Genomic DNA, 12,385 nt, shown 5'->3' on the forward strand with positions numbered 1-12,385 from the left:
GAAAGCCCCCGCCCTGAGGCGGATAGGGCGGCCGTGGCGGTCCGCCGGGCCGGGGACCGTACGGGGGCCGGCCACCGGGTGGTATCGGCTGCCTGCCGGGCGGTACCGGTCCGCGCCCGTAAGGTGGTTGTGACACTCCCCCGGACCCCCTCGCCTTCTCCGAACACCAACAGCCGCTGACGCAGGATAGCAAGCTGTCTATGGTTACGAGTCATGCTCACATTTCGGGGGGGCGCGCTGGCGCTGCTGCTCGCACTGACCGGATTACTCGCCGTTTTCGGGACGAACGCACCGGTCGCCCGGGCCCAGGAGCCGGCCGGTTCGATCCTGTACCTGGATATGACGCTGAACCGCGAGGGCATCCTCGAAGTGACCGAGCGCGTGACGGTTCCGCCCGGCGAACGGTTCACCATGACGTTGCCGCTGCGGGTGCAGATCAGCGAGGACTCAGAACGCCGGTTCGCGGTCACCGATATCGAGACCAGCGGCCCGGGCAGCGCGACGATCGCCGACGATCTGTTCACCGTGGACGCGGGTCCCGGGGAGACCACCGTCCGCTATTCGGTGCGCAATACGGTCAGCGATGCCGAGGGCAGTCAGGTCTTCCGCTGGTTCGGCGTGCTCAATGTCGATCTCGCCGAGATCCATGCCTCGCTCATCAGCCCCAGTTTCGAGATGGGCATCGTGGAGTGCCTGCTGGGCCCGATCGGCAACACCCGGCCCTGCGCCCAGGTGCGGATCGAGCCGGACGGCGTCATGTACCTGGACCAGACGAATCTGCGCAAGGGCGAATCGGTCGACCTGACCCTGCAGATTCCGCCGGGGACCGTACCGCCGAACGCCGATATCACCGGCCCCGGCGATTCACCCTTCGCGGTGACCGGGCCCGTACTGGTGGCGTTCGGCCTGCTGGTGGCCGCCCTCGTGGCGCTGGCCGCCTACATCTTCTGGGTGCGGCGGCAATCCGTGCCCGCCGAGCCGATGGAACCGCTGGTGCGCAGTGGCGGGCGGACCCATTTCAGCTCCCCGGCGGGCATCCTGCCGGGTGAGGCCGGAGTGCTGCTCGACGGTCATTCCGATCCGACCGATATCGCCGCCACGGTGGTGGATCTCGCGGTCCGCAACTATCTGTGGATCGCGCGCATCGGCGAGACCCAGTGGCGGCTGGCCCGGGTCAATCCGGCCGACGACCAGCTACGCGGCTATGAGCGTACGGTCTACGACGCGCTGCTGCCGCCCGGCACCGACGCGGTCACCATGGCCGAACTCGCCGCGCCCGGCCGACTGCCCACCGAACCGCTGCGCCGGGCCATGGTCGCCGACGCAGTCGACCGCGGCGCCTTCATCGACCCCGTGCGCCGCCGGATTCCGCTGTGGCTGGGCGGCGGCCTGATCGTCCTCGGTGCCGCGGTCACCGTCCTCGCCGCCCTGCTGGCCGGACACGCCCTGGTGGGTGTGGCGATCGCACTGGCCGGTGGCGCGCTGCTCGCGGCCCAGCGCTTCCTCCCGGTACGCACCGCCTTCGGCCGGACGCTGACCGCGCAGGTCCGCGGCTTGCAGCGGGGTCTGGAACAGGTCACCAGCCGGCAGATCCCGCCCGGCGACCGCGAACTCGTGTTCTCCCGCGGTCTGCCCTACATGGTGGTCTGGAGCCGAGCCGACAACTGGGTCCGCATCTTCCGCGATATCGACCCCTCCGCCGACCACGATCCCGGGCTGTACTGGTTCGGCGGTTTCGAAGGCGACCGGGACCTGCACCGGTTCGCCGTGCACTTCCCGTATTTCATCACCGCGATCGAATCGCTGTTCCCGGCGAAGTAACAGATGGGCCCCGTGCGGCGGTCACCGCACGGGGCCCATCGGGGCACCGACCCTATGCCGTGACGCGGCGCAGCGCGGCGAGCGGATCGGCGTACAGCGCGCTCAGCGAGGTGACGACGGCCGCGAACTCCTGCACCTTCGAGGCGTACCCGGTGACCCGGATATCCGTGGGCGGCAGCATCGTGGATTCGTTGAAGGCACGCGCCACATGCGCGAGCCCGGGACGATAGGTCGTGAACGCCTGCCCGCCGAGGACCACCCGATCGGGGTTGAGCATGTCCCGGACCAGCGCTACTGTCCGGCCGAGCACGGTGGCCCGTTCCGCCAGCAGTTCGCGGGCCGGTTCGGAACCGCGCGCCGCCGCCCGGTAGAGGTCGGCGATTGTCGAACTGGCTTTGCCGTTGTGCGCGGGGATGATTCCCCGTCCGACGGCGCGCGCGTGGAGTCCACGGTCACCGACGGTCGCCTCCAAGCAGCCGCGCCGGCCGCACGAGCATTCGACATCGGAGCCGGTGGGCAGATGCGCGATCGAACCCGGGCCGTTGCTCGGCGTGTGCACCCGGCCGTCCAGGGTCACCGAGATACCGGCGGTCTCCCGGACATAGAAGTAGAGGCTGCTGCCGTGCGGGGCCCGGCCGGCATCCTCCGCCGCGTCCTGACCCACCCCCGGTAACAGGAGTTCCGAAGCGGCCATGGCCTCGACGTGCGGGGCGATCGTGACCGGGAGACCGAGCACCTCACTGAACACCGCACCCACCGGCGCGGCCTGCCAGCCCAGTTTCGGATGGTCGACGATACCGGTGCCGGGATCCACCCGGCCACCGATCGCGACGCCGACCCATAAGGGGGTGCGCCGGTACCAGCGCTGCAGAAAGGATTTCGCGCTGTGCGCGACCGTCTTGACCGCGAACTCCTGGCCGGTCTGCGGGGTGGCGATGGTGAGGCCGCCGAGGATCCGGCCGCGCAGATCCGAGACCACGACCCGGGTGGACGCCGCGCCGATATGCACACCGAGGGTTCCGAAGGTGTCGTGGTCGACCTCGAACGGCACCCGGGGCCGCCCGACCGCGCCGGAGGCGGTCAGATCGGCCCGCTCACGCAGCAGACCGGCGGTGAGCAGCGAGGACACCTGACGATTGACGGTGGCGATGCTCAGCCCGGTGGCCCGTGCGGTCTTGTCCCGGAACACCGGGCCGGTGGTGGCGGCCCGGAGCACGGCCGCGGCGGGATTGTCCGATAACCGCAGGTCAGGGGCGACGACCGGACGAGGAACTCGGGTACGAACAGTGGAAGCCTGCGGCACGGTGCGTTCGGCGGTGCGGACAGCCATATGAATTTCCTCGATGAATATCTCCCGCGAAACGGGATATGCCTACAACTGCAACGAGGCGGCTGGGAGATCCAAATCGCTCAACCGCGGCAACGGCGGCAACACAACTCGCGGGTGAGGGGCAGACGCAGACCCAGAGCGGCGGTCACATAGGTGACCTTCCGCGAGTCGGCGCTGCTGGTAGACATAACAAATAAATTAACATCTCCCCGGGCACAACACCAAGGTTTCGGCGATCTTCGTCTCGCGAGCCCGGGTGTTCGCCCTGCTCGTCCCGATATTTTCGGCGCGGCCCCGCTCGACTTCCCCTCGTGCACAGTCATTCTCGGCCGCACCGCGGTGTGGTATCGGACGCGGCGTCACCCGGGAGAATTCGAAACGCAGCCCGATGGAATTCTCCGTTATCAACCGGGAAATAAGGTCACGGCCGGCAATCCCCGTAATTCCCCGCCGACGCCCGGGAAATATTCCCCGCAGACTTCCGGAGAATATTTTCCGCACGTGGGCGGGGAATATCGGCGGACAACGGCGCACCCGGGCGAGTCGATACGGCGCGCCCCCTCGAGACGCGCCCGGCGCACCACGAAAACCCTGGTACACGCCATTTTCCGCTGCTATGCTCCGAGCGCACGGTGGGGAGTCCGAAGGGGGAAGACGATGCCCGTACCAGATCTGGGCCGATCGGCAGCCGTCCGCCTGTACGAAGCGGCGCGGACCGGCGAGTTCCATATGTCCGAGGCGGCCGCACGCGGTCTGGCCGAATCATGCGACCGGCTCGCGGAGCGATTACGGCAGGCGCGGGCGGCGCGGCCGCCCTCACCGACGTGCGGGGGTTTCCGGAGTTGCCGTCGGGCCGGGCGCTGACGCGAGGTTTCGCGGCGAAGGGTCAGGAGTACCTGGACGTCCTCAGCGCCTTCGAACAGGCAGTGCTGTGCCACAAAGCCGCGTATCTGGCGGCCGCCGCGCTTTTCCTCGAGGCCGACGCCGCCAACAGCGCGGCCCTCGCCCGCACGGTGGCGAATACGCCGTGACATGCGGCAGTATGTCCAATTACGCAGGGGTGCAGACAAATTGAAACCATGCGGTCCGGTGCGCGTGCGCCCGGATCGCGCGACCAAGGGGGCCGACAGTGGCGCAACAGGGGCAGCCGGGTACCGCGGGGGTGGGCACGGACCCGGCCTACGTACCCGACCGGGAAGTATTCGGCGCGTACACCCATCAGCAGATCTGGGACCTGGCACACGAACACCTGGCGCCGGCCGACCTGAGCCGTCTCGCCGATACCTGGGGACACACCGCGACCGCGGTGGAGACGGCCTTCGACGAATTCGCCCGCGACCTCACCCGGCTCTCCGGTGACTGGTCGGGGCTCGCGGCGGTAGCAGCCGCACAGGCCGCTGCCGCATTCGTCCGGGCCGGGGACCACGCCGTCGCCGTCTGCCGCGTCGTCGAACTGTTGTTGTCGGCCGATTCCGCCGCCGCCGAAGCCGTGCGCACGGCGATTCCGCCACCCCCGGCGCCCTACCTGCCGGATCCGGACCCGGCTGCCGAGGCGGCCACCGGCGCGCGGCGGCGCACAGCCTACAACACCACCGCGGCGGCCCTGACGGCCCAGGCACAGGACGCCATGGCCTTCGGCTACAACCCGACCATTCCGGCCAGCGGCGACGCCGTTCCCCGTTTCGCCCCGCCGGCGGCCGGGGCTCCGGACGACAAACCTCCCCTCGCGCGGGCACCGGCACGGTCCGACACACCCGCGACTCCGCCGCAATCCCGGCCCGGCGGAACGCCGTCCGACCCGGCCGCCCCACCACCACCGGCGGCGGGGGCGGGCGCGGCACCGAACGGGCCGGCCAGAGGGTCCGATCCGGGTGGCCCGGGCCCGGGTTCCGGAGCGCCCGTCGCCGTACGCGGCGGCGCAAGCGATGATTCACCGGCGGTGGCAGCACCACAGCCCACCGGCGGCCACGCGAGGCCGGGGTCTTCTCCCGGTGCACCGGCGCCGGCTCCCGATACAGCGGCGTACGCTCCGGACGCGCCGACATCACCTGCCGATACCGGAGTGCCTTCCTCCGATACCGCCACACCGCCGTCCGGCACAGCCACGTCGCCCTCCAGCACAGCTACACCGCCGTCCAGCACAGCTACACCGCCGGCCGGCACAGCCACACCGCCCTCCAGCACAGCAATGCCGGCCGCCCGGACGGCGAGCGGTCCGTCCTCCCCGACGGAAAGCGGCATCGCCGGTTCGGCGGGGACGGCGACGACCGCCACCACCCCGGCCGTGCGAACCACTGCGCCCGCCGCGGACCTCGGCGGGATCACCGGTCCGCCCCGGGCACCGATCCCGGCACCACAGCCGATCGGCGGCCCGGACCGAAGCGAGCCGAGCCCCGCGCCCGCAGCGATACCGCCCCGACCGCCCGCGCCCACCGGGTGGAGTCCCGCGGAAACGGCCGGCCGCACCGATACCGCCGCACCGGTCGGCGGCCACCGGCCGGGGCCGGTCGACTCATCGGCACCACACACCCGCCAGTCCTTCCCCACCGATTCCGGTGCCGGCGCCGCCCAGCGACCCGGCCAGTTCGAACCGATAGCCCGTTCGGTCTCCTCCCGGCCGATCACCGAAGCGGCACGGGAATCATCGGGTCCCACAGGTGCCGGGGCCGACCCGGCGGTGACCGAGCGATCCGAGCACCCCTGGACCCGTACGGTGCGACCGGGCGGATTCCCACTTCCGGCGGCCCCGGGCCCGGTACCGTGGCGCGCACCTGATCGCGAGCGCAGCAGCCCGGACTATCTACACGCGCCGAACGAAGAGCTGACCGCTGTACCGCCCACCGTCCCGCCGGTCTTCGGTGAGTACACCGGGACCGAGGAACCGGACAGAACCCGACCGGGTGACGGGAACCGCTGATGAACTGGGTGTTCACGCCGGACGAGTTCGGTCATATCTGGCAGACCGAGACCGGGCTCGACCGGCGGCCCCACCCGATCGACCTGGCTCCCCGCGCCACCGTCACCACCGAGAGCGCGTGGGCCGCGCTGGCGCTGGACTCCCGGTTTCCGCCCAACGGCGATGCCGATCTCACCGGTACGCTTCGCTTTCTCGCCCGCACCGATGTCACGAGGGTCACCGTTTTCGGCGACGAATTCGACGGCGACCGGCGCCGCCCCGACCCCATCCTCGCGCTCGCCGTCGCCTTCGGGAACTGGGGTGCGGTGATCCGCGCGTATTCCGGGCAGGTGAGCGTCACGGCCTGTCACGCCCGGAATATCGGTAAGCATCTCGCCACCGCCCTCGGCCCGGCCGGCCCCGGAACCCTTCCCGCAATGCGCGAACCACGGGAGGCCGTCCTGTGCCCGGACCCGGGCCGGCCACAGCCGGGCCGGGCCGAACGGCTGCGCGAGATCCTGCACCGGCCCATCGACGCGCGGGGGTTCCTCACGGTCGCTGTGGCCCCGGAGGATCCGATGTCACCGCCACCGGTCCACCGCACCTGGCTGGATTTCACCGGTGACGGCCGCTATCTGCTGGCCGCGGGCAGCCACCTGGCGCTCACCCCGGTCGGCGAATCCGATCTGGCCGCCGAACTCACCCGCCTGGCGCGGATAGGCTGACCGCGCGCCCTCCGGAAAGCCAGCGGGTTACTTCCGCGCGGCCGCCGCCTTCATCTGCTTCTTGAAGGCGCGCACCTCCAGCAGGGTTTCCCCATCGACGATATCGGCCGCCGAGCGCCGCGAATCCGGCTCGGAATAATCCCCGGCGGCCGCCTCCCACCCGGCCGGGCGCACCCCCAGCTGCTTACCGAGCAGCGCCAGGAATATCCGGGCCTTCTGGTCGCCGTACCCGGGCAGCGCCTTCAACCGCTTCAGTACTTCTTTGCCGTCGGGGTCGCCGGCGGTCCAGATCGCGGCCACATCCCCGTCGTAGTGTTCGATCACGTAACGCGCGAGGTCCTGGATCCGCCGGGCCATGGAGCGGCCGTAGCGGTGGATCGCGGGCGGCGTCGCGGCCAGCTCTTCGAACTCCGCCTGATCCGCGGTGGCGATCGCGTGGATATCCAGTCCGCCCATCCGGTCGGCCAGCTTCTTGGGACCCCGGAAAGCGTGCTCCAACGGGTACTGCTGGTCCAGGAGCATCCCGATCAGCAGCGCCAGCGAACTCTCCGAGAGCAGCTCGTCGGCCTCCGGTTCCTGCGCCAGACACAACTTGGCCATGCCCTGCTCCTCACTCTGGACTACCAGCGATGATCCCACGGACACCGCGCCGTTCTCCGCTAGGCTCGCCCCCATGCCAGACACGGCGACAAAGCCACCCACCACACTGGATGGACACGGACCCATGAACAGTTTCGGGTTACGCCCCGACCGTTTCGATGCCGCGGGCCAGGACCAGCTGGTCGATATCCGCGATCTACAGGCCACCCTTCCGGGCCTCACCCGGCTACGCGACTGGGCACACGAGGCCCTGGCGCTGCAGCCGGGTGAGCACGCGGTCGATATCGGCTCCGGCACCGGATCGGAGGTCATCACCTTCGCCGACGCGGTGGGGCCCACCGGTTCGGCGGCGGGTGTGGAGCCCGATCCGAACCTGCTGGCCGCGGCCGTCGCGCGCGCCGCCGAGGCACGCTCGTCGGCCACCTTCCACTCCGGGGACGCCTACGGCATCCCGTTCGGGTCCGGCACCTTCGACGCCGTCCTGTGCGAACGTGTGTTCCAGCATCTGACCGCACCCGCCCGGGCCGCGCGTGAGATCGCCCGCGTACTGCGTCCGGGGGGCCGGGCCGTGGTGATGGATGCCGACTGGGGGTCGGCGATCGTGCACCCCGGTGAGCATCGCGTGGTTCGCGAGGTCGTGGACACTCTCGTCTCCGCGACGACCAACCCCTACTCGGGCCGCAGGCTGGCGGGTCTGCTGACCGCGGCCGGGCTGGAGGTGGTGAGCACCGGGTCGCAGGCCCTGATCCAGGACCGTTCGGTCGGAGCCGGGGCGCTGGTCAGCCGGGTCTCCGCCATGGCGGTCGCCCGGCGGGTGATCACCGAGGCCGAACGCGAGAAACTACTCGCCGATCTGGCCCGGGGTGCGGCGGCCGGTGATATCCACCTCTCGGTGACCATGTTCGCCGTACACGTCCGCAAACCCGCCTGACCCCGCGCCTTCCGGCTCCTACTTCAGCAGTTTCTCGGTCGCTGCCAGCAGCACGCAGGTCGCCAGGCCGTCCATGGCCTGCTCGAGCTCCGGCAGCGCCGGGAAACTGGGGGCGATCCGGATGTTCTTGTCCTCGGCGTCCTTCTTGTACGGGAAGGCCGAACCGGCAGCGGTCAGGGCGATTCCCGCGTTCTTCGCCAGCTCGATCACCCGGGCCGCGGTGCCCTCGAGCACATCGAGGCTGATGAAGTAGCCGCCCTTCGGCTCGGTCCAGGACGCGACCTTCGAGGCGCCCAGCCGCTCCTCGAGGATTCGCAGGACGAGGGCGAACTTGGGTGCCAGGATCGCGCGATGCTTCTGCATATGCGCCCGCACCCCGGCGGCATCGGTGAAGAAGCGCAGGTGACGCAGCTGGTTGATCTTGTCCGGGCCGATGCTCTTCTTCCCGGCATGGCTCAGATACCAGTTCAGGTTCTCGGTCGAGGCGCCGAAGAAGCTGACCCCGGCGCCGGCGAAGGTGATCTTGGAGGTCGAGGCGAAAACCAACGGCCGGTGCGGATTTCCGGCCGCCGCGGCCAGCGACAACACGTCGAGCACCGGCGCCGCCGTATCGGTCAGCGGGTGCACCGCGTAGGCGTTGTCCCAGAACAACCGGAAGTCCGGCGCCGCGGCGGGCATCGAAACCAGTTCGCGCGCCACCTCTTCGGAGAAGACGACACCGGTCGGGTTCGAATAGTTCGGCACCGCCCACAGGCCCTTGATCTGCGGGTCGTCGGCCAGTAGTTCGGCGATGACCCGGGTGTCGGGTCCGTTGTGCCGCATCGGCACGGGAATCATCTCGAAGCCCAGCGATTCGGTGATCGCGAAATGCCGGTCGTAACCGGGGCTGGGACACAGGAATTTCACGGTGGGCTCATCGGCCCACCGCCGCGGCGAGTCGGGCAGCCCGAACAGGGTCGCGAAGACGATGGTGTCGTGCATCAACTCCAGACTGGCGTTGTTGCCGGCGATCAGATTGTCGACGCCGATACCGAGCAGCTCGCCGAAGATGGCCCGTAGCTCCGGAAGCCCGTGCAGTCCACCGTAGTTGCGGCAGTCGGTACCGGTGCCGTCGCGGAAATCACCGTCGCCGGGCAGCGACAGCAGTGCCGAGGACAGGGCGAGTTGTTCCGGCGAGGGCTTACCCCGGGTCAGATCGAGGGTCAGCTGAGCAGCCTGCAGCGTCGCGTAGTTCGCGGACTGGAGTTCGTGCTCGGCGGTGAGTTCCTCAGGACTCATCAAACCGATCTGCGTTTGCCGGGGCATCGTGGACAGCCTTTCCAACTACCTGGTGGGTGCTCTCTTACAGACGGCCGCTGGTTCCGGCCGCCCCGGGCCACGTTACCCGGGCCGCCGCTGCCACCGGGAGGTGTTCGGATTCTGCGCGCACCGGCCCGCTCCGCGGCAGGGCTCATGATTCCCGACCACAGAGGCGAACCACCCGAGAACAGAAGATGAGCCGGAGGTTCGCCTCGACGACTCGGAGTCCCGTTTTGTCGCGAGCGCTGGATACCGGCCGGTCCACGATCGGTCGACCGCGCTCCCACTCGCTCCGCAGCACCACCGAGCGGACCCGCCGAGAGAGGAAATACGCCTCGAAACCCGAGTGGGCTCATATCACTGCAGGTGCTCGATGCCGTCCGATCCATGGACGGCCGACCGCATATCGCACGACCCCCGAATAAGGGGACCCCGCGCACCCGGCAGAGCCCGTTGACCCTTGCTGCCTTCCGGCCCTGGGGGAGTTCACAGGATGCGCGCCGCGCGGGATCCGTCGGCCAGTGTAGCGGCTACCCGAACTGCGCGCCGCAGGGGCCCGATACCGCTCCCGCCGGGCCGGGTACGAGCAGGCCCCGTGCTCGCTACCATTCTTCTGAGTCGGCGGGGGATATTCCCTCACCACACGAGGGGATGGCGAGGATGACCAAGGAGAATCCGCCGGAGCACGAACGCGCGGAGCAGACGAAGTGGTGGGAGACACCGGGCGGCGGGGCCGGTGAACCGGGGCCGGGCAACGCACCGGGCGCGGATCCGACGATGGTGAATCCGAACGCCACCGCGCAGTTCCCCAGCGATCAGAACCCGCACGCGGCGGCCCCGCCGTACTCCAGCGGGCAACAGCCTTACTCGAGCGGGCAACAGCCTTACTCGAGCGGGCAACAGTCCTACTCGAGCGGCCAGCAGCCTTACCCGAGTGGCCAGCAGCCCTACTCGAGTGGCCAGCAGCAGCAATACTCCGGCGGACAGCAGCCTCCGGGCGGGCAGCAGCAGTATCCGAGCGGTCAGCAATATGCCGGTGGACAGCCGCAGTATCCGGCCCCCGGCCCCGGGTGGCAGTCCGGCCCGTCCGCGTTCGGAAGCCCCACCGGGTACGGAGCCGCGGCGGCCACCCGTTCGCGGTCGAAGAACAACACCGCACTGATCGTGGTCGGTGTGGTGCTGTTCGTGATCCTGCTGGTCTGCGGGATCGGGGGGATCGCCCTGGTGAACTCCGACTCGGGCTCCGAGGGGACGGACGGCGACTACGGCATGGAGAACGTCACCAACGCCTGTGACCTCGTCGACGCCTCCGTGCTGGATCAGTGGGCCACCGATCGCGACGAGACCACCCACCAGGAGGACGCCCCGGCCAGTTACGGCGGCGGCTCGCTGAACTGCCAGGTCAGCAATGAGGGCACCGACTCCAACAGTGCCCGGCTCGCCCTCGACGTCACGTTCGACAGTGAGTACGGCTCGTACGGCTACGACGACTGGAAGAAATCCGATACCGCCACCACCGGCACGGATTACTCCTCCGGCGCGGTGACCGGGCTGGGCGAGGACGCCTACTACTCGGCCCAGATCAACGACTACTCGTCGTTCCAGACCCTGGACTACACGGTCGCGGCCAAGGACAGCAATGTCTCGGTCAAGGTCAACATGTACATCACCTACGACGGTGCGGTGGACCGGTCGACGGTCGACCGGATCTGCACGGACCAGGTCCGCAAAGTGCTCGACCAACTGCGCGGATGAACACGAATCCGCCGGTAGCGGGAATGCTACCGGCGGATTCGGTGGCGGAGGATGCGGGATTCGAACCCGCGAGGGCTGTTAACCCAACCCGCGTTCCAGGCGAGCGCCATAGGCCACTAGGCGAATCCTCCGCCGAGCAGCATACCCGCCACCCGTCGCATCGTGAAAACGCCCGCTCACACCCGGTCCGAGCGACCACTTACACATCGCTTCCGTAGCATGAATCCTGTTATCCGGCAAGATATCCAGTAGTTCGCCGCGCTGATCACCCAATTGTGACGGCCGTCGCGCCCACTCGCGCCGACGGTGCCATGATGGGCGCCGTGGATCCCCAGGTGATCGAAGTCGTTCAGAGTTCCCCGGCTTGGTGGCAGTCGTGGCTGCCGCTGCTCGGTTCGCTCGTCCTCGGCGGCGTGGCGGTGATCGCGGTAATGGTCAACAACCGGACGAACCGGGATGCGATCGCCGCCGCCGACGAGCGCGCCCAGCGCACCCTGGCCGCGGCCGCCCAGCAACAGAACGACAGCGCCAAACGCCAGGTCGACACGACTCGGCTGCAGCTCGACGCCGCTCATCACCAGGTCGAGTCCGCGCACGCGGTGGCGCTCGGGCAGGCCGGTGAGAACTGGCGCCGCGGCACCGTGGTCGCCGCGATCGCCGATACGTTGAGTATGTCCGGCCGGCTCTGCCAGGCGCTGCGGCGGGACGAGGAGTGGACCGACGAGCTCATCGGCGATCTGATCCACGATCTGGAGGACGGCTCGGAGCGCGCGAATGTACTGCGCCTGGTCGGCTCGGACCACCACTACAAACAGTGGCGCCGACTGGCCGATACCCTCTCCGACGCGTTGCTGGCCGCGCTCACCCTCCAGCGCAAGAAACTGCAGGACGCACCGGCCGAGGAGATCCGCGCCGCCCGTGACCACAAGAACCAGTTGCTCGGTGAGGTCCGGGCGGCCGAGCGCGAACTCATCGCCGCCACCCGCGAAGAGCTGGATATAGAACCCAACTGAGCGATCGGCGTGCGG

At 69.3% G+C, this 12,385-nt stretch carries 10 protein-coding genes, 1 tRNA gene and 1 other RNA gene; 7 read left to right on the forward strand and 5 right to left on the reverse strand.

The genetic code is table 11. From position 1 onward, the window contains the following. Positions 1–213 precede the first annotated feature (213 nt). On the forward strand, positions 214–1,821 hold the full coding sequence (locus ABZV91_RS02455) for a DUF2207 domain-containing protein (RefSeq protein ID WP_355234186.1): 1,608 nt from the start codon (positions 214–216) through the stop codon (positions 1,819–1,821). A gap of 52 nt (positions 1,822–1,873) precedes the next feature. Here the strand turns inward: ABZV91_RS02455 and ABZV91_RS02460 are convergent, their stop codons facing one another. Beyond that, positions 1,874–3,151, reverse strand: a complete 1,278-nt coding sequence (locus ABZV91_RS02460) for an ROK family protein (protein WP_355234188.1) — start codon at positions 3,149–3,151, stop codon at positions 1,874–1,876. Positions 3,152–3,915: 764 nt separating this feature from the next. Between ABZV91_RS02460 and ABZV91_RS02465 the strand changes: the two genes are divergently transcribed. From ABZV91_RS02465 to ABZV91_RS02475, 3 genes are all read left to right on the forward strand, one after another. Continuing rightward, positions 3,916–4,182, forward strand: coding sequence for a hypothetical protein (locus ABZV91_RS02465; protein WP_355234191.1), 267 nt, complete (start codon positions 3,916–3,918; stop codon positions 4,180–4,182). A 98-nt stretch (positions 4,183–4,280) separates the two neighbouring features. After that, entirely contained in the window at positions 4,281–6,068 is a 1,788-nt protein-coding gene (locus ABZV91_RS02470; RefSeq protein ID WP_355234194.1) for a hypothetical protein, read from the forward strand. Then, positions 6,068–6,772: an ESX secretion-associated protein EspG gene (locus ABZV91_RS02475; RefSeq protein WP_355234197.1), complete on the forward strand. Its 705-nt coding sequence runs from the start codon at positions 6,068–6,070 to the stop codon at positions 6,770–6,772. Before ABZV91_RS02470 ends, ABZV91_RS02475 begins: the two co-directional genes overlap by 1 nt. A gap of 27 nt (positions 6,773–6,799) precedes the next feature. Here ABZV91_RS02475 and ABZV91_RS02480 read toward each other — a convergent pair whose 3' ends face one another. Further along, positions 6,800–7,372 carry an HhH-GPD-type base excision DNA repair protein gene (locus ABZV91_RS02480; RefSeq protein WP_355234200.1) on the reverse strand — a complete coding sequence of 191 codons (573 nt, stop codon included), beginning with the start codon at positions 7,370–7,372 and terminating at the stop codon, positions 6,800–6,802. A gap of 124 nt (positions 7,373–7,496) precedes the next feature. Here ABZV91_RS02480 and ABZV91_RS02485 point away from each other — a divergent pair, with 124 nt between their 5' ends. Then, the gene (locus ABZV91_RS02485; protein WP_355234430.1) at positions 7,497–8,303 is read left to right on the forward strand and encodes a methyltransferase domain-containing protein; all 807 of its coding nucleotides are present in this window, start codon (positions 7,497–7,499) and stop codon (positions 8,301–8,303) included. 18 nt (positions 8,304–8,321) lie between these two features. Here ABZV91_RS02485 and ABZV91_RS02490 read toward each other — a convergent pair whose 3' ends face one another. Together ABZV91_RS02490 and ffs are read right to left on the reverse strand one after the other, a co-directional pair. After that, positions 8,322–9,608: an aminotransferase class I/II-fold pyridoxal phosphate-dependent enzyme gene (locus tag ABZV91_RS02490; RefSeq protein WP_355234203.1), complete on the reverse strand. Its 1,287-nt coding sequence runs from the start codon at positions 9,606–9,608 to the stop codon at positions 8,322–8,324. A 415-nt stretch (positions 9,609–10,023) separates the two neighbouring features. Next, positions 10,024–10,118, reverse strand: an RNA gene (gene ffs, locus ABZV91_RS02495) — signal recognition particle sRNA small type. 144 nt (positions 10,119–10,262) lie between these two features. On the opposite strand from ffs, the gene ABZV91_RS02500 reads away from it, so the two are divergent. After that, positions 10,263–11,357 (forward strand): hypothetical protein, encoded by a 1,095-nt coding sequence (locus ABZV91_RS02500; protein WP_355234206.1) that lies wholly within the window; start codon positions 10,263–10,265, stop codon positions 11,355–11,357. Between the two features lie 42 nt (positions 11,358–11,399). On the opposite strand, the gene ABZV91_RS02505 is transcribed toward ABZV91_RS02500, so the two are convergent. Next, positions 11,400–11,488 (reverse strand) — tRNA-Ser (locus tag ABZV91_RS02505). 144 nt (positions 11,489–11,632) lie between these two features. Here ABZV91_RS02505 and ABZV91_RS02510 point away from each other — a divergent pair. Beyond that, entirely contained in the window at positions 11,633–12,370 is a 738-nt protein-coding gene (locus ABZV91_RS02510) for a hypothetical protein (protein ID WP_355234209.1), read from the forward strand. The last annotated feature ends 15 nt before the right edge of the window (positions 12,371–12,385 follow it).

It is taken from the genome of Nocardia sp. NPDC004568 (assembly GCF_040609955.1).
Lineage (GTDB): Bacteria > Actinomycetota > Actinomycetes > Mycobacteriales > Mycobacteriaceae > Nocardia.